At 66.8% G+C, this 16256-nt stretch carries 14 protein-coding genes and 3 pseudogenes; 6 read left to right on the plus strand and 11 right to left on the minus strand.

What is annotated here, in order from left to right; translation table 11 throughout:
• Positions 1 to 2 precede the first annotated feature (2 nt).
• The 4 genes from OJJOAM_RS23950 to OJJOAM_RS23965 form a co-directional block, all read right to left on the minus strand.
• On the minus strand, positions 3 to 482 hold the full coding sequence (locus OJJOAM_RS23950; protein ID WP_422650107.1) for a carboxymuconolactone decarboxylase family protein: 480 nt from the start codon (positions 480 to 482) through the stop codon (positions 3 to 5).
• Positions 483 to 647: 165 nt separating this feature from the next.
• A complete protein-coding gene (locus OJJOAM_RS23955) occupies positions 648 to 1148 on the minus strand; it encodes an Ohr family peroxiredoxin (protein ID WP_422650108.1) in 501 nt (166 codons plus the stop codon).
• 13 nt (positions 1149 to 1161) lie between these two features.
• The gene (locus OJJOAM_RS23960; RefSeq protein WP_422650109.1) at positions 1162 to 1914 is read right to left on the minus strand and encodes an SDR family oxidoreductase; all 753 of its coding nucleotides are present in this window, start codon (positions 1912 to 1914) and stop codon (positions 1162 to 1164) included.
• A 215-nt stretch (positions 1915 to 2129) separates the two neighbouring features.
• Positions 2130 to 3146, minus strand: a complete 1017-nt coding sequence (locus OJJOAM_RS23965) for a GlxA family transcriptional regulator (RefSeq protein ID WP_422650110.1) — start codon at positions 3144 to 3146, stop codon at positions 2130 to 2132.
• A gap of 326 nt (positions 3147 to 3472) precedes the next feature.
• On the opposite strand from OJJOAM_RS23965, the pseudogene OJJOAM_RS23970 reads away from it, so the two are divergent.
• A pseudogene (locus OJJOAM_RS23970) lies at positions 3473 to 4502 on the plus strand (LysR substrate-binding domain-containing protein).
• An 85-nt stretch (positions 4503 to 4587) separates the two neighbouring features.
• Here OJJOAM_RS23970 and OJJOAM_RS23975 read toward each other — a convergent pair.
• The 3 genes and pseudogenes from OJJOAM_RS23975 to OJJOAM_RS23985 form a co-directional block, all read right to left on the minus strand.
• Positions 4588 to 5346, minus strand: a complete 759-nt coding sequence (locus tag OJJOAM_RS23975) for an enoyl-CoA hydratase/isomerase family protein (protein WP_422650111.1) — start codon at positions 5344 to 5346, stop codon at positions 4588 to 4590.
• A gap of 54 nt (positions 5347 to 5400) precedes the next feature.
• A complete protein-coding gene (locus OJJOAM_RS23980) occupies positions 5401 to 6138 on the minus strand; it encodes a glutathione S-transferase family protein (RefSeq protein ID WP_422650112.1) in 738 nt (245 codons plus the stop codon).
• Positions 6139 to 6194: 56 nt separating this feature from the next.
• Positions 6195 to 7078 (minus strand): annotated as a pseudogene (locus OJJOAM_RS23985) (quinone oxidoreductase family protein).
• Between OJJOAM_RS23985 and OJJOAM_RS23990 the strand changes: the two are divergent.
• The 3 genes from OJJOAM_RS23990 (at position 7010) to OJJOAM_RS24000 (ending at position 9684) form a co-directional block, all read left to right on the plus strand.
• The gene (locus tag OJJOAM_RS23990) at positions 7010 to 7189 is read left to right on the plus strand and encodes a hypothetical protein (protein WP_422651086.1); all 180 of its coding nucleotides are present in this window, start codon (positions 7010 to 7012) and stop codon (positions 7187 to 7189) included. The pseudogene OJJOAM_RS23985 and the gene OJJOAM_RS23990 overlap by 69 nt on opposite strands.
• A gap of 201 nt (positions 7190 to 7390) precedes the next feature.
• Positions 7391 to 8590, plus strand: a complete 1200-nt coding sequence (locus OJJOAM_RS23995) for a CaiB/BaiF CoA transferase family protein (protein ID WP_422650113.1) — start codon at positions 7391 to 7393, stop codon at positions 8588 to 8590.
• Positions 8591 to 8655: 65 nt separating this feature from the next.
• On the plus strand, positions 8656 to 9684 hold the full coding sequence (locus OJJOAM_RS24000) for a Bug family tripartite tricarboxylate transporter substrate binding protein (RefSeq protein ID WP_422650114.1): 1029 nt from the start codon (positions 8656 to 8658) through the stop codon (positions 9682 to 9684).
• Positions 9685 to 9933: 249 nt separating this feature from the next.
• Here OJJOAM_RS24000 and OJJOAM_RS24005 read toward each other — a convergent pair.
• A pseudogene (locus tag OJJOAM_RS24005) lies at positions 9934 to 10482 on the minus strand (GntR family transcriptional regulator); the annotation flags it as partial.
• A gap of 395 nt (positions 10483 to 10877) precedes the next feature.
• On the opposite strand from OJJOAM_RS24005, the gene OJJOAM_RS24010 reads away from it, so the two are divergent.
• Complete coding sequence (locus OJJOAM_RS24010) at positions 10878 to 11507, plus strand: DUF4142 domain-containing protein (RefSeq protein ID WP_422650115.1); 630 nt, start codon at positions 10878 to 10880, stop codon at positions 11505 to 11507.
• 173 nt (positions 11508 to 11680) lie between these two features.
• Here the strand turns inward: OJJOAM_RS24010 and OJJOAM_RS24015 are convergent, their stop codons facing one another.
• Both OJJOAM_RS24015 and OJJOAM_RS24020 read right to left on the minus strand, forming a co-directional pair.
• Positions 11681 to 13369 (minus strand): hypothetical protein, encoded by a 1689-nt coding sequence (locus OJJOAM_RS24015; protein ID WP_422650116.1) that lies wholly within the window; start codon positions 13367 to 13369, stop codon positions 11681 to 11683.
• 68 nt (positions 13370 to 13437) lie between these two features.
• Positions 13438 to 14478, minus strand: a complete 1041-nt coding sequence (locus tag OJJOAM_RS24020) for a Bug family tripartite tricarboxylate transporter substrate binding protein (RefSeq protein ID WP_422650117.1) — start codon at positions 14476 to 14478, stop codon at positions 13438 to 13440.
• Between the two features lie 290 nt (positions 14479 to 14768).
• Here OJJOAM_RS24020 and OJJOAM_RS24025 point away from each other — a divergent pair, with 290 nt between their 5' ends.
• Positions 14769 to 15356 (plus strand): GntR family transcriptional regulator, encoded by a 588-nt coding sequence (locus OJJOAM_RS24025; RefSeq protein ID WP_422650118.1) that lies wholly within the window; start codon positions 14769 to 14771, stop codon positions 15354 to 15356.
• Positions 15357 to 15498: 142 nt separating this feature from the next.
• Here OJJOAM_RS24025 and OJJOAM_RS24030 read toward each other — a convergent pair whose 3' ends face one another.
• Entirely contained in the window at positions 15499 to 16251 is a 753-nt protein-coding gene (locus OJJOAM_RS24030) for an amino acid ABC transporter ATP-binding protein (RefSeq protein WP_422651045.1), read from the minus strand.
• Positions 16252 to 16256: the final 5 nt, after the last annotated feature.

The raw sequence follows: 16256 nt of genomic DNA on the forward strand, positions 1-16256 counted from the left end.
CATTACTCCAGGTTGGCCTTGTCGAGGCCGAACGCCTTGTCGGACGAGCCCGGCACGGTGCGGAACGCGACGTTCAGGCGGTTCCAGGAATTGATCGCGCCGACCAGGAAGGTCAGGTCCGACAGTTCCTTCTCGCTGTACTGGGTCCGCACGCGTTCGTAGATGTCGTCGGGCACGCCGTGGGCCGGGATATGGGTCAGCACCTCGGTCCACGCCAGCGCGGCGCGCTCCCGCGGCGAGAACAGCGTCGATTCGCGCCAGACGGCCAGATGATGCAGGCGCAGTTCGCGCTCGCCATGGATCTTCGCCATCTTGATGTGCATGTCGACGCAGAAGCCGCAGCCGTTGAGCTGCGACGTGCGGATCTCGACGAGTTCGCGGATATGGGGCTCGATCGTCGTCTTCTGGAACATCGTGCCGAGCTCGATCAGCTTCCTGGACAATTCCGGCGATTGCTGGAAAAAGTTGAGGCGTTGGGTCATGGTGGCTCCTGGTGAGCGGAAATCAGTGTTGTCGTCAACGAGACCGCATCGCGAATGATGCGGCTCGGCTTGGATGGCATCGTAGGGTTGGGGCCGTTTCCCCGGTAGTACCGCCAAGGTGCGCACGCTGTTGCCGCTTCGGCACCAATCGGCGGAATCCGATCTTCAGACCGACACGGTGATGACGGTGCGAATGCCTTCGCGCGCCATCTTGGCGTAGGGACAGAAGCGCTCGGTATGGCGAACGAGTTCTTCGGCGACCGGCTTGTCTACCCCCGGCATGCGGATATGGATCTCGGCAATCAAGGCGTAGCCGCCGTCGCTGGGATCGCGGCCGAACGAGACCTTGGCCGCGACCGTCATCGCGCTGACATCGATCTGCGCGCGCTGGGCCAGCAGGCTCAAGGCCCCGTGGAAGCACGCCGCGAAGCCAGCGGCAAAGAGTTGCTCGGGATTGGTGCCGCCGCCCGGGCCGCCGAGCGCCGCCGGCAAGCGCAGTTCCAGATGCAGGTTGCCGTCATCGGACCGCGCGATACCGGAGGCGCGGCCGTGCCCCGACTCGCCTCCCGATACCGTCACGGTGGTCGTATACAGCGTGGCGAAATCGCGTCCGCGATAGCGGTCGAGCAGCGTCAGCGGTGGCGGTTTGAGCCCCTTGTTTTCCATCGGCACGCCGCGCCTAGTGGGCTTGCGACTTGCGCATCCAGTCTTCGAAGCTGACGCGCCCGAGATGCGCCTGGCCCTCCGGCACCAGCGTGCCCGTCTGCAGCTCGGCGCCGAAGTAGCGCGCGGCGGGATCGACCTGCACGGTCCGTGCATCGCCGATGGCCTTCAGATAGCGCTGCACGAGGTCGCTCATCTTGAACTGCTCCGGACCGGCAATCTCGACGATGCCGTTCGCCGGCGCGGCCAGCGCGCGCTCGGCCACGGCCTGTGCGACGTCGTCCGACGAAATGGGCTGGATCAGCGCCGACGACAGCCGGATCGCGTCGCCCTGCGCCGCGGATTGCACGATGCCGCCGAGAAACTCCATGAACTGGGTCGAACGGACGATCGTGAAAGGCACGCCGGACTGGCGGATCAGCGCCTCCTGTGCGATCTTGGCGCGGAAGTAGCCGCTCTGCCCGAGCTTGTCGGTGCCGACCACCGACAGGGCGACGTGGTGAGCCACGCCGGCTTCCTTCTCGGCGGCCGCGAGATTGCGCCCTGAGGTCTCGAAGAAATGCAGCACCGCGGCGTCCTCGAACGACGGCGAGTTGGCGAGATCGACTACCACCTTCGCGCCCGCCAGCGCCTGGGCCAGGCCTTCGCCGGTCAAGGCGTTGACGCCGGTCTGCGGCGCGGCGGCAATCACCTCATGGCCCTGCGCCGACAGCCTCGCCACGACCTTCTTGCCGATCAGGCCGGTCCCGCCAATGACAACGATCTTCATGATGCGTCTCCCTGCTGTGTGTGGAGTGAGTGGAAATGGAACAGCTCCACCTCATGCTAGGGGTCGCGGGGGTTGGGCACCAGACCGAAGCGCGGACCACGGTGTTTCCCATTTGGCACCAATCGCGCGGGCAGCAGGCATCCCGGCCGCACTGCCGGTCGCGGCGGCGGGACGCGGGACGGAATTCGGAGGATGGTTGGAAGGCGATGCGCGGATCAGCGATTGACCCGCAAGCGGTATTCGCTGGGCGAGAGCCCGAAGTGCCTCTGGAAGGCGACCCGCATGCGCTCCTCGCTGCCGAAGCCGCATTCGCGCGCGATCTGGTCGACCGGCTTGTCGATGTCCTGCAGCAGGCCGCGCGCCGCTTCCATGCGGAAGTGCTCGACGCCCTTGGCCGGCGTGCGTCCGGTCTTTTCCTTGTAGACCCGCGCGAAGTTTCGCGGACTCATGCCGACGCGATCGGCCAGTTGCTCGACGGACAGGTCTTCGCGGGACAGATTCTGGACGATCCACAAATGCAGCGTCTCGAACAGCGGTACCTGCCGGCTCTGCGTGATCAGGATCTCGCTGAGCTGTGGCTGTGCGCCGGGGCGCTTCATATAGACCGCGAGCTCCTTGGCGACATTGAGCGCGACCTCGTGGCCGCAATCGGCCTCCACCATGGCGAGCGCCAGATCGATGCCGGTGGTGACGCCGGCCGAGGTCCACAGATTCTGCTGCTGCACGAAGATCGCATCGGCATCCAGGTCGACCGTCGGAAACATCTCGTGAAAGCGCTGCAGCATCGCCCAATGCGTGGTGGCGCGCTTGCCATCGAGCAGCCCGGCGTGGGCGAGCAGGAACGCCCCGCTGCAGACCGAGGCCGTGCGACGGACCTTGGTAGAGGCCATGCCCAGCCATTCAATCAGCGATCCGGAGTCGATGGCGACCTGGAGGATGTTCGGCGAGCCCGGCACGATCACGGTGTCGACCTCGCGCAGGTCCAGGGTATCGAGCGCCACGGTCTGCATCGCCGTGCCCTCCACCGCCGCGACCGCCCCGCCGGACTCGCTGGCGACATGGCAGCGATAACCCGGCATGCCGCGCTCGTGGGCGTAATGGGATGCGGCCCAGAACACTGTCTGCGGGCCGGCGAAATCGAGCAGGCTGACATCGGGATACAGCACGAACACGACATTGCGCGGCATGGGTTCAATGCGCGCGGCGGTGGAAGGCGAACGATTCAATTCCATGGCAGCCGAGAAGGGGACACCGGATGTTATGTCGTGCCGGCGATGGCGTGCAAGCGCATGCGAGCGCGTGCAAGGGTGTGCAAGGGTGTGCAAGGGTGTGTGCAAGGTGTGCAAGGGCTGGCAAAGGGCGCCTCCATGCGGCAATGCGGCAAAGCGACGCCGTTTCCATTTCCGCACCAATCTCGATCACGCGTGGCAAAGCGCGGACAAACGGGATGGCAGCCTGGCAGAAAATCAGGGAACGCTGTCATTTACCGTACACCGGCGCCTGATTAGCATCCAGGCACGCCCATATTCTTGCGGCGATGCATTCAGGGAGTGCTGACATGAACGAACCGGAAACAGCGGAACGCGCCTTCCGCCTCAGCCTGCCCAATCGCGCCGACGCGCTTTCCACCAGCTTTGCGGCGAGCTATGCCGGCATCATGGCGTTCATGGCCGTCGCCAGCGAGGGGCAGCTTTGCCAAGGCCGGCGAGCGCCTTGGCATCGGCCGCTCCGCGGTCAGCCGCAACGTGCAGAAGCTGGAGACCCAGCTCAGTACGCGGCTGTTCCTCCGTACCACGCGCGCCACGCAGCTGACGCGCGAAGGTCAGCGTTTCTTCGAAAACTGCCACCAGGGCGTGACGCACATCGTCGAGGCGATGAACGACATGCTGGAGCTCCGGGAAGGTCCGCCGCGCGGCCTGATCCGCATCAGCTCGACGGTCGGCTTCGGCAGGAAGATCGTCGCGCCGCTGCTGGAACGCTTCATGAAGGCCTATCCGGATATCGCCATCGACCTGCTGCTCGACGACCGGCCCACCGACTTCGCCTCCGAGCAAATCGATGTGGCATTCCGCAACGGTCGCATCGAAGATTCGAGCATCATCGCCAAGCGGCTGATTCCGATGCAGATGGCGTTGTGCGCTTCGCCCGCTTATGTGGCCGCGCACGGATTGCCGCAGACGCTGGAACAACTCGCCGAGCACGATTGCATCAATTTCCGCTTTGCCAGCGGGCGGATATTCGAATGGGAATTCAAGGTCGATGGCGCCGTGCGCAAATACATGCCCACGGCGCGGCTGACCTTCAACGACGCCGATCTGGTGCTCGAAGCGGTGCTGCAGGGATGGGGCATCGCGCAAATGGCGGGATACCAGATCTGCGATCGCATCGCGGCCAATGAACTTGTCGTGGCGCTGGCCCGGCACGCGCCGGACGATCGCGGCCACTTTATCTGCTATCTCAGCCGCCAGCACCTGCCGACCCGCATTCGCGTCTTTATCGACTTCATGACCGATCAGATCCGCGCGCTGGATCTCGATTGCCTGACTGGATTCAACGCGGCAACGCGGGGACGGGAACTGGCGGCTTGAGATCGGGGCGGCGCGCTGAAGATCCAACGACCTGACGACCTGGCGCCCCGACGAACTTGACGCCTATCGGTCAGCCGCGAACGTACTATCGCCCGACAAACCGCGGCACCCGCTTTTCCTTCCAGGCGATGGCCCCCTCCTTGATGTCCTCCGATTGCACCGAGCGCTGCATATCGACGGCCAATGCTTCGACATCGAGCACGCCGCGCGCAATCGCATTCAGATGCTTTTTCATGCCGAACACCGAGATCGGCGCCAGGGACGCGATGGTGGACGACAACTGCTCGACGCGCTCGCGCAGCGCCGAGGCGGGCAGCAGTTCGGTCAGGAAGCCGCAACGGAACATCGCCTCCGCATCGATCTTTTCCGCGGTCAGGAACAGATGCTTGGCGGCGTTCAAACCCAGCCGCGAGACATAGCGCTCCATGCCACGCTGGTAGAAATGCAGGCCCAAACGGGCGGCTGGCATGAACATCTCGGTGGCAAGCGTCCCGATGCGGAAGTCGCAGGCCAGCGCCAGATCGGTGCCGCCGCCATAGACCCCGCCGTGAATCTCGGCAATCGTCACGGGGCGGCAGTCCTCGAGCGCATTGACCAGCGGCTCAAACCCGGCGCCGCGCTGCCCCGCGGCCAGCTTGCCGATATCGAAGCCGCTGCAGAAGTACTTGCCGCTGCCGCGGATGCGCAGCACCAGCACGTCGGCCTCATTGACCGTGTCGACATGCTGGCGCAGCGCGGCCAGGTCGTCCGGCCCCAGCCGGTTGGCGACTTCGGGCCGGCTCAGCGTAATGGTGGCGATGCGGTCTTCGATTTCCAGAGTGGGGAGCGATCCGGTGTCTGACATGGGCTGGCCTTGCAATGAGAGGGAGTGGTCGAATCCAGGGGAAAGCAATGCGGCCTAGGCGCTCGCCAGGGCGGCATCGAAGCGATCGATCCGTGCTTCGGCAAACGCGGGACGTGCCTGCACCCGCCGCCACCAGTCGGCCACGGCGGGCGCGGCATCCGGCGACAGTGCGTCGGCATCGAGTTCGGCAAGGCGCGCCACGAATGGCACGGCGGCGATATCGGCGAGCGTGTAGCGATCGCCGAGCAGCCATGGGCCGTCCTCCAGCATCGCCTCCATCTTCGGCACGATGGCCTTCAACTGGTCCAGCGCTGCGCGCTTCTCGTCGTCGGTATAGGGCTGTCGCGCGACGCGCAACCACGCCTCGCGCCGCTGCGCGGTCGGCACGCGAGCCAGCCGCTCGGCCAGCTCGGCGTCGGTCCATTGCGACGCCTGCGCCTGGAATACCAGGCTCCAGTTCAGGATCAGCAGATTCGGCAGCGCGCGCTCGTCGGTCCAGCGAATGAAATTGCGCATCTCGGCGCGCCGATAGGGGTCGTCCGGCCGCAGCGGCGGCTCCGGATGCGTGTCGTCGAGGTATTCGCAGATGGTGCTGCTTTCGTGCAGCGCCCGGCCGTCGTCCAGCACCAGGCCCGGCACCACGCCGTTGGGATTGACGGCCAGATAGGCCGCGGAGTGATGCTCCTGCCGGCGCATGTCGACCGGCACGCTGTCGTAGCGGATGCCCTTCTCCGCCAGGCACAGGCGCACGCGGCGCGACGCGCTGGACAGCCAGCTGTGATAGAGCTTCATGCCGCTTCTCCTGGTAATACGGTTTCAAGGCAATACGGTTTCCATTACCGGCGGGACTACGGAACCAGCACCACGGCGCCGCTGGTTTGCCGGGCTTCGAGCTGCCGGTGGGCCTCGCGCGCGTCGGCAAAGGCAAAGCGCTGGCCGACTTCGAGCCGCACATGACCGGCACCGACCGCCTCGGACAGCGCGGCCATGCCCTGGCGCAGCGAGGCGGCATCGGCAATGAAGGTGCGCAGCGTGGGACGGCAAACCATCAGCGACTTGGCGTGCAGCAGCTGCAAGTCGAACGCTTCGACGTCGCCGGACGCGGTGCCGTAGTTGATCGCCATGCCAAGCGGACGCAGGCACGACAGCGACGGCACGAACACATCCTTGCCGACGGCGTCGTAGACCACCGCGACGCCGCGGCCGTCCGTCAGTTCAAGCGTGCGGGCGACGAAGTCCTCGCGGCGGTAGTCGATCGCGTGATGGCAGCCATGGGCGAGCGCGATCTCGCGCTTGGCCTCCGAGCCGACCGTGCCGATCACGATCGCGCCCAGCGCCCGCGCCCATTGGGACAGGATCACGCCCATGCCGCCGGCGGCCGCATGCACCAGCACCGCATCGCCCGGTTGGACCGGGGAAATCCGGCGCAGCAGATATTCCGCGGTGAGGCCGCGCAGCAGCGTGGCGCCCGCCACGTCTTCGGGGATCTGCGCGGGCAATGGCACCACGCGTGCCGCGGGGGATGTTGCGCACGACCTGATAGGCCCCCGGCTGGAAGCAGCCGACCGATTGCCCGACCTCCAATCCGCTGACGCCCGGCCCCACCGCTTCGATACGGCCAGCCCCCCTGCGAGCCGAGCACGATCGGGAACGAGGTCGGCTGATGCGGGCCGTGACTGCCGCGCCGTTGATAGATGTCCGCGAAATTGACGCCGATCGCGCTCTGCCGGATCTGGACTTCGCCTTCGCCCGGCGGCGGCACGGCGACTTCGATGAACTCCAGTTCGTCCGGCCCGCCGTTTCTCTGTATTTGTATTGCCGCCGATTGCATACGACTCCTTGAAGGGGACGCACGTTGGTCGCCTGGAAGTCACTTATTAGTGCCGCACCCTGGCCGTGCGCGCGATCAGGGCCGGCCGCGGACAGCCGCACAGCGCAAAGTCTAGGACACTGAGCGACTCTCCGCATCCATACAACCCCCCTATTCGTATACATATGATTGTTGTGCGTATACTCTCCGCACCCAATCATTCCTTCCCCCGCCATGGCCCAATCCAACCCCCAGCTCCCATTGCACGGCATCAACGTCCTCGACCTGACCGTCGCCCGCGCCGGCCCGGCCGCGGTACGGCTGCTCTCCGACTGGGGCGCCAATGTCATCCGGCTCGAGCCGCCGCCGCCAAAGGACCACGGCTCGGTGACCGGCCAGCGCCGCGGCTCGGACGAGCAGAACCTGCACCGCAACAAGCGCAGCATGTGCGTGGACCTGAAGACGCCGGAGGGCGCGCAGATCCTGGCGCGGCTGCTGGAGAACACCGACGTGGTGGTCGAGAACTTCCGCTCCGTGGTCAAGGCAAGACTCGGGCTGACATACGAGGCGCTGAGCGCCCGCAATCCGCGCGTGATCCTCGCCAGCATCTCGGGCTTCGGCCAGGATGGCCCGTACAGCGAACGGCCCGGCGTCGATCAGATCGTGCAGGGTATGTGCGGGCTGAGCTCGGTGACCGGCGAGCCAGGGCGCGGACCGGTCCGCGTCGGCATCGCGATCTCGGACACCACGGCGGGCATGTTCCTGGGCCAGGGAATCCTGCTGGCGCTGTTCCACCGCGAACGGACCGGTCGCGGCCAATGGGTCCATACCTCGCTGATCGAGGCGATGCTCAACAAGCTCGATTTCCAGGCGGCGCGTTACACGGTCGACGGCGAAGTGCCGACGCAGCAAGGCAACGCCCATCCGACGCTGGTGCCGATGGGCACCTATCGCGCCAGCGATGGCCTGGTCAATATCGCGGCCAGCACGCAGCGGATGTGGGCCAACTTCTGCCAGGCGCTGGAGGCGCACGATCTGGTCGACCACGCCGACTATCGCGACGCGCGTTCGCGTGCCCGCAATCGCGCCGCGCTCGACGAAGCGATCCAGGCCCACACCTCGCGCTTTACCTGCGCCGAATTGATGGCGCGGCTCAATCCGGCCGGCGTGCCTTGCGGCCCCGTACTCGATATCGGGCAGGCCTTCGAGGACCCGCAGGTCCGCCACCTCGGCATGACCCGTACCGCGCGCCACCCCGTTTTAGGCGAACTCGACCTGCTGCGCTCGCCGATCAATCTGTCCGCCGCGCCCCACCCCGAGCGTTTTGCGCGCGCGGCGCCGGACCCCGGCGAGCAGACCGACGAGCTGCTCGCCGAGTTGGGCTTTGCGCCGGAGCTGATCGCGCAGTGGCGCGACAAGGGCGCCATCGCCTGACGCCTGACGATCGACGCGGGGCCGCAGAGCCCCATCGCCCCACACAACACGACAAGGAGACACCGATGCACAGCCATTCCACAGCGACCTCCGCGGCCTGCAGGGCCTCCAGGACCTCCAGGACCTCTGCCACTGTCGCGGCCCTGGCGGCCGTGGGTCTGATCGCCGCCATCGCGCCCGGCGCCGCGATGGCCGAAGGCTATCCGAACAAGCCGATCCGGCTGGTGATCGGCTACACGCCGGCCGGCGCGGCCGACTTTGTCGCACGCGTGGTCGGCGAGGCGATGTCGAAGGAGCTGGGGCAGCCGGTGGTGGTCGAGAACAAGCCCGGCGCAGGCAGCACGCTCGCATCGGCATGGCTGGCGCAGGCGCCGGCGGACGGCTATACGCTTGGGCTGGCCACCGCGACGATCTACGGCATGGACCAGCATCTGTACAAGGTCAAGTACAAGGCCGACAGCTTCACGCCGATCACGCGGCTGACCATCTCGCCGCTGATCCTGGCGGTCAACAAGGACCTTGGCATCGCCGATGTGAAAACGCTGGCGGCGAAGGCCAAGGCGAATCCCGGCAAGTTCAACTACTCGTCGTCGGGCATCGGCGGCTCGCCGCATGTCGCCGGGCTGTCGTTTGCGAACGCGGTCGGCGTCGACATGACGCACGTGCCGTACAAGGGCGGCGCGCCGGCCTTGCAGGCGGTGGCGGCGGGCGAAGTGGAGTTTTCCTTCGGCACGGCATCGTCGGTGCTGCCGCTCGGCACGCAGGGCGTGGTCAAGATGATCGGCGTCACGACGCCGCAGCGCTCGGCCGTGGCGCCGGGCCTGCCGACCATTGCCGAGCTAGGCTTGCCGGGCTTCGACTACACGTTCTGGTTCGGGCTGTTCGGACCGGCGGGACTGTCGAAGGAGGTCACGGACAAGCTCTATGCCGTCGCCACCAAGGTGCTGGCCGATCCGGCCATTCGCACGCGGCTCGTCGACAACGGCAGCGAACCGGCACCGTCGCGCTCGCCGGCCGAGTTCAAGCAATGGGCGCAGCAGGATGGCAAGAACGCGCTGCAACGGACGGTGCAGGCGGGCGTGAAGATCGATTGAAACGCGCGGCGCCGGCTGGCGCGGTTGTTGGTGCGCAGGCCGGCGTGTCTTCCGTCGCGACTTGCTGACGCGCTCGCTGCCGTGCTTTCTCGCGCTTGCCGGCGCGCCCCGGCTCAGCGCGCCCCCCTTGGCGCCGACGGCTTCGTCCGGCATCGACGCGATCATGTCCGCATAGACATTGCCGCCGGTCGAGATGTGCTCGACCATCGCCCGCGCCGCTGCCTCTTCATCGCCGCGCAGGATCGCCTCCATCACCGCGCCATGTTCCTCGAGCGAGGCGCGAATGCGCGCGGGCTTCTCGAAGCGGTAGTCGCGCATGCCACGCATGCGGGCCCGCATTGTGCGAATCTGCGCGCTCAGGATCTCGTTGCGGCAGGCCTCGTAGATGACCGCGTGGAAACGGTCATTGGCCTCGCGATAACGGTCGGCGCTGGCCTGCGCCGCAGCCTGCTGGCAAGCCGCATAGGCTTCGCGCAGCGCCTCCCGTTCGGACTCGGTGATACGCCGCGCCGCCAGCTGCGCCGCCAATGCCTCGAGTTGGACAAGGATCTCGCTCATGGCAACGTATTCGCGCAGCGTGATGGCCGATACGATGGCGCCGCGGCGCGGCACCAGATCGACCAGCCCGGCCGACGCCAGCCGGATCAACGCCTCCCGCACCGGCGTACGCGATACCGAGAAACGCGACAGCAATTGCTGCTCGTCGAGTTGGGCGCCGCTGGCCAGCTTGCCGGAGAGAATCTCCTGTTCGATGGTGGCGCGGATCGTTTCCGCCAGACTCGTTCGCTCTTCGGGCATGCGGCAGGGACATCGGTTTGAGTGGGGGGCAATTCTACTACGGGGGCCACCCGAAACGCCGTTTTTGCATGCACTGCGCGGCGTTATGTGTACGGAGACGTGGCCGGACGTTGAACTGCCTGCCAAACCGGCCACCGGGCCGAGCGTTTTTACCGTCGCATGCAATTTTTTCGCCGCCTTGTCGCTACCCTATTTGCCGGCCTTTGCGCCGACCGATATGCGGCGGTGTCTTTGCGGTGGCGCACGACATCCCAACGCAAGCCTTGCACAGGCCCTGCACAAGCCCCAACAAGCCCTGCGCGAGCCGCCCCGCGAAGGCGGTGATCACGAGGCCGGCGTTGGGCGCGGATATTGCTGATTGGTCGTACCTATCCACCTTCAAGGGAGAACACGCCATGCCTATCCGTACCGCAGCACTCAGTGTCCTCAGTACCGCCGCCTGTTCCCTGCTGCTGTCCTCCGCGGTGATGGCGCAAGGCACCAGCACCGCGCCGAAGAACACGGCGCCAGGCAATATGCCCGCCACGACCGCAACGGATCAGACCACCACGCGGGGCACCGCCGGCGACACCAGCAAGCTGGTGCGCGCCGACCGCAGCTTCCTGGAAAACGCCGCCCAGGGCGGCCTGGCCGAGGTCGAGGGCAGCAAGCTGGCCGAACAGAAGGCCGCGAGCGCCGACGTCAAATCCTTCGCGGCCCGCATGATCAAGGACCACACCATGGTCAACGAGGAGCTGACCAAGCTGGCCTCGAGCAAGGGCTATACGCCGCCGACCGAGCCTTCGGTCGTGCAGCGCACGGAGCTGAAGGGGCTCAGCGCGCTCGACGGCGAGCGCTTCGACAAGATGTACGCCAGCCGGATCGGCGTCGCCGCGCATGAAAAGACGGTCAAGCTGTTCCAGGAAGCGTCGAAGAACGCGAAGGACCCCGACATCAAGGCCTTCGCCGCCAAGCATGTGCCGGATCTGGAGCAGCACCTGCAGATGGCGCGCGACCTGAACAAGAAGGTCGGCAACGACAAGTAAGGTCCCGTCATCCGGCCCCGTCGTCAGGCCCCTGTTGCGGGGCCAGTCGTAAGGCCGTGCTATCAGTCCCAGTCCTGCCGCTGGCGGGCCGCCGCATCTGACCGCGGCGGCCTGCTGGTCCGGTCGATCACCGCTCCGCTTCGCGCCAGACCTATCCGCCGCGCCGCGCGCCCTCAATCCGATGCCGCACCGCCATGGCAGCAATGGCCGCCCTGCGCCGGCGCTGCCTCCGTGCCGCAGCAGTTGCCCGGCAGCACCGGCGCCTGCACGCCGCTGTGGTTGCAGCAACCGCCCTTCCACCAACGCGCGCCCTCGCCTTCGCAGTACTTCGCATCGGCATCGACCATCCGCATGAACATCGGGTGGTAGTTGCGGCAGACCTCCAGCTCGGTCTTGACCCAGTGCAGCGGGTCCTTTGCATAGTGCGACCAGTAGTCGCCCTGCATATTGATGCCGGGCACCGCGGGATTCCAGCTCTCGTCGAGCCACAGGTCCGGATCGCCGTATTTCGCGCACAGCTTGCGGATAGCGGGGTCGTCGAGCGCCAGCAGGCGGCCGTTCTCGATGATGTTCTCGTTGTCGCCGGACCGCTCGGTCGTGTACGTGGGGAAATACAGGTGCAGATGCCAGTGCCCGACCAGATGCCCCATCCTGGCGGCCTCGCGCTCGGCCATCGACGAGATGATGGTGCCGAAGCCCATGTGGATGACGCCGGAGCGCACGCGCTCGTACAGGCAATTGACGAAGCCCGACGGGAAGTCCTTGCGCGGCCGGTGGATATGCGGATTGGTGCCGATCGACGCCTCCCACCAGTACATCAGGCCCTTGCCCGGGAAGGTCGGATACTGGATGTCCCGGGTCTGCTCCATCACGTTGCGCAGCTTGTCGCCGAAGTCACCGCCGGCGTTGATGCGCGTGATCTTCGAATTCTCGACGACCAGCTGGGTCCAGTCGCACGGCGCGATATGGTTGGTGGTGCCGGCGATCACGCCGCAGCCGTCCTCCTTGAACGGATGGAACATCCACGGCCGCCCGGTGATATGCCCGGGCAGATAGGTCTTGCCGAAATGCTCGTTGCCGCGCCAGGTCGCCGCGGTCAGGTCGGGGTGATAGAACTCGCGCCGCGCGTCCCAATAGTCGTCGTGATTGGTGAAGCTGATGTCGGTGCCCTCGGGGTCCGTAATACGCGCCCGCCGCGCGGTACGGATGCGGTCCCAGGTCCAGCGGTCGATCGCGTTGATGACCTCGATCGGCATCGCATGCGCGGGCGAGGCCAGGATCTCCGGCGTGATGAAGGGCATGCGCTGGATCTTGATGAAGCGTTCCGCGAGCACCGGGCCGCCGTAGCCCATCAGGATCTTGTCGTACTGCTGCTTCTTTTCTTCCTCCTCCCACATGTCCATCCACTGCGCCAGTTCGCGCGTGCGGAACAGGTAGTAGTCGACCTCGTCGGCGCCGACCCAGGTCGGGATCGGGCCGCGATCGATCTTCTGGATCTCGTATCTGATCTTGTACTTCTCCAGGATGCGCTGGCATGCCTGGATCGTCAGCTCGCTGTGCCAGTTGTCGACGCGCAGCAGCACGCGCTCGCCCTCCTTCAGGTCCCAGCAGGCGTTGAGCCCGTGGTTGTACGGACGGCGCGCGACGTGTTCCAGATAGGGCAGCAGCTGGTCGGCATCGGTGATCTCGACGAACGGGGGGCAGCGCGGGCGGCGGCTGTCCTTCAGCGGCGGACGGTCGTAGTGCGGCAGGCCGCTGCGATCGTCGGCGGCAGGCGAGCGGTGGATGGCGTTGGCGTTGGCGTTGGCGTTGGCGTTGGCGTTGGCGTTGGCGTCGGGCTTGCGAGCGGAATGGGCGGTCATGTCTCTTTCAGTCCTTGCGATGGAATGGCAGCCGGTCGGGGCGGCGGGGGACGCCGGGCCCTCAGCGGTCAATCGACGCTGGCGCCGGAGCGCTTGACCAGCGCCCCCCAGCGGTCATATTCGGCACGAACGAATTGCGCGAAGGCGGCGCTCGATTGCGGTACCGGCTCGGCGCCGCGGTCCAGCAGCTGCTGCCGCAGCGCGGGGTCGGCCAGCGCCTTCTGAATCGCGGCGTGGACCTTCGCGACGACATCGGCCGGCGTGCCCTTCGGCACGAAGATGCCGTCCCACGCGCTGACCTCGAAGCCGGCCAGGCCCTGCTCCGCCACGGTGGGCGCATCGGGAAAGCTCGGCACGCGCTGCGCGGTCGTCACGGCGAGCCCCTGCACCTTGCCCCCGCGCACCGCCGGCATGACGTTGGGCATCACCTCGATCATCAGGTCGACCTGGCCGCCCATCAGGTCCGTCAGTGCCAGCGCGCCGCCGCGGTACGGCACATGGACCATCGAGACGCCGGCCGATGCCTTCAGCAGTTCGGACGCCAGATGCGAGGTGGTGCCGTTGCCGGCCGACGCGACGGTGTATTTGCCGGGATTGGCCTTGAGCACCTGCAGCAGTTCGGGGAAGGTCTTCGCCGGAAAGCCGGGCCGCGTGACCACCATCGTGGCGATGCGCGTCAGCTGCGCGACGGGCACGAAGTCCTGCATCGCATCGAAGCCGGTGCGCTTGTACAGCGCGTGATTGATGGCGAAGGTGCCATTGGTGCCGTACAGCAGCGTGTAGCCGTCCGGCGCCGCCTTTGCCGCGGCCTGGGAGCCGATATTGCCGCCGGCGCCTGCCACGTTCTCGATCACCAGCGACTGGCCCAGCTCCTTGCCGACGCGGATCATCACGAGGCGGGCCAGCGTGTCGCCGCCACCGCCGGCGGGGAACGGCACGATCAGGCGGATCGCCTTGGACGGATACGGCTCGGACGCGGCAAGGGCTGCAGCGGGGCCAGCCAGCAGTGCGGTTGCCACCGCCGCGAGCGCGAAGGCCGTCGCACGGCGGCGCGGGGAAACGACGGGCGAGCGCGGGGCTTGCCGCCGCCGCAGGAATCGGGATGGCACGGCGCTTGTCTCCTGTCCGGCATTTTGTCGCTGTTTGCATGCAAACATGCTTACTAATGCCTTGTATCGTTGATTTATTATGGTGTTTGCATGCAGTATTGGCGATGCCCTCGCCTGCGTCAAGCTGGCCTCATGCCATAATGAAGCCCACATGTCTGCCAAACTCCACTTTTGACCGATGGCCTCCCAGATCGAACGCGTGACGATGGAATTGCGGCGCCGCATCCTGGCCGGCGACCTGCAGGCCGGCGAACGGATCCGCGAGGTGCAGTTCTCCGGGGGAATTGGGCGTGTCCCGAACCCCGTTGCGGCTGGCACTGGGCGAGCTGGAAAAGGAAGGCCTGCTGGAACGGCTGCCCACACGCGGCTTCCGCGTGCGCCAGGTCACGCTGGACGAAGTGGCCATGGCGATCGACGTGCGCGGCACGCTCGAAGGCATGGCGGCACGGCTGCTGGCCGAGCAAGGCGTCACGAGGGAGGTATTGGAGGTGCTGCAGGCCTGCGTCGACGAGGGGCGGCTACTGGTCGAGCAGGCCCTGCTCGGGAAGGATGCGCCGGTCGATACCGCGCGCTGGGCAGCGATGAATGCGCGCTTTCATCGGGCACTGGTCGAGGGCGCGGCCAATCCGGCGCTGGCGTCGGCGCTCGACCATATCGCCAGGACGCCGATGGCGGGTCCCGGCGCGCTCGGCGCGGCCGGCGTGCAGCCGTCGCTGGAACTGGCCTTCGTGCAGCGCGCGCAGTTCGATCACGAGGATGTCGTGCGGGCCATCGTCGCACATGAAGGGGCGCGGGCCGAGGCGCTGATGCGCGAGCACGCGCGCCGCAGCCGGGACAACAAGCGGGCGCTGGTGCAGGGGCTGCATCCGGCGACGTAGCGGGCCAACACCCGGCCCAGTCCAGTCCAGTCCAGTCCAGTCCAGTCCAGTCCAGTCCAGCCCAGCCCAGCCCAGCCCAGCCTCGCCTCGCCTCGCCTCGCCCCGCCTGGCAGCGCAGCGCAGCGCAGCGCAGCGCAGCGGCCTACAGCATATGGGCCAGGAACTCCCGCGTGCGCGGATGCTGCGGCGCGCGGAAGAACTCCTCGGACGGCGCGCTCTCGACGATGCGGCCCTGGTCCATGAAGACGACCCGGTGCGCGACTTCGCGCGCGAAGCCCATTTCGTGCGTGACCACCAGCATGGTCATGTGGTCATCCGCCAGCTGCCGCATGGTGCGCAGCACCTCGCCGGTCAGCTCGGGATCGAGCGCCGAGGTCGGTTCGTCGAACAGCATGATGTCCGGCTCCATCGCCAGCGCGCGAGCGATCGCCACGCGCTGCTTCTGCCCGCCCGACAGGCGCGACGGGTAGTTGTCGCGCTTCTCCAGCAGGCCGACCTTGCGCAGCAGCGCATCGGCGATCGGCACGATGGCCTCCCGCGCCATGCCCTTGACCGTCATCGGCGCCTCGATGATGTTCTGCAGCACCGTCATGTGCGGGAACAGATTGAAGGACTGGAACACCATGCCCATCTTGCGGCAGATGCGGCGCACCTCGGCGTCCGGCACGTAGCGGCTGCGCTGGTCCGCGCCGGGCGCGGCCAGCGTCTCGCCCTCGATCTCGATGCTGCCGCCATCGATCGTCTCGAGATGGTTCAGGCAGCGCAGCAGCGTGCTTTTGCCCGAGCCGGACGGCCCGATGACCGCCACCACCTCGCCCTTGCGCAGCGTCAGCGAGACGCCGTGCAGCACGCGATTGGCGCCGAACGACTTGACGATATCGTCGGCGCGGATCATCACCG

Source organism: Cupriavidus sp. H18C1 (assembly GCF_049311595.1).
In the GTDB taxonomy this organism is placed as follows: domain Bacteria; phylum Pseudomonadota; class Gammaproteobacteria; order Burkholderiales; family Burkholderiaceae; genus Cupriavidus; species Cupriavidus cauae.

Excerpts from the sequence above, each read along its gene's own strand:
- OJJOAM_RS23950 (WP_422650107.1), bottom strand. The coding sequence starts at position 482 with ATGACCCAACGCCTCAACTTTTTCCAGCAATCGCCGGAATTGTCCAGG.
- OJJOAM_RS23955 (WP_422650108.1), bottom strand. The coding sequence starts at position 1,148 with ATGGAAAACAAGGGGCTCAAACCGCCACCGCTGACGCTGCTCGACCGC.
- OJJOAM_RS23960 (WP_422650109.1), bottom strand. The coding sequence starts at position 1,914 with ATGAAGATCGTTGTCATTGGCGGGACCGGCCTGATCGGCAAGAAGGTC.
- OJJOAM_RS23965 (WP_422650110.1), bottom strand. The coding sequence starts at position 3,146 with ATGGAATTGAATCGTTCGCCTTCCACCGCCGCGCGCATTGAACCCATG.
- OJJOAM_RS23975 (WP_422650111.1), bottom strand. The coding sequence starts at position 5,346 with ATGTCAGACACCGGATCGCTCCCCACTCTGGAAATCGAAGACCGCATC.
- OJJOAM_RS23980 (WP_422650112.1), bottom strand. The coding sequence starts at position 6,138 with ATGAAGCTCTATCACAGCTGGCTGTCCAGCGCGTCGCGCCGCGTGCGC.
- OJJOAM_RS23990 (WP_422651086.1), top strand. The coding sequence starts at position 7,010 with ATGCGGGCCGTGACTGCCGCGCCGTTGATAGATGTCCGCGAAATTGAC.
- OJJOAM_RS23995 (WP_422650113.1), top strand. The coding sequence starts at position 7,391 with ATGGCCCAATCCAACCCCCAGCTCCCATTGCACGGCATCAACGTCCTC.
- OJJOAM_RS24000 (WP_422650114.1), top strand. The coding sequence starts at position 8,656 with ATGCACAGCCATTCCACAGCGACCTCCGCGGCCTGCAGGGCCTCCAGG.
- OJJOAM_RS24010 (WP_422650115.1), top strand. The coding sequence starts at position 10,878 with ATGCCTATCCGTACCGCAGCACTCAGTGTCCTCAGTACCGCCGCCTGT.
- OJJOAM_RS24015 (WP_422650116.1), bottom strand. The coding sequence starts at position 13,369 with ATGACCGCCCATTCCGCTCGCAAGCCCGACGCCAACGCCAACGCCAAC.
- OJJOAM_RS24030 (WP_422651045.1), bottom strand. The coding sequence starts at position 16,251 with ATGATCCGCGCCGACGATATCGTCAAGTCGTTCGGCGCCAATCGCGTG.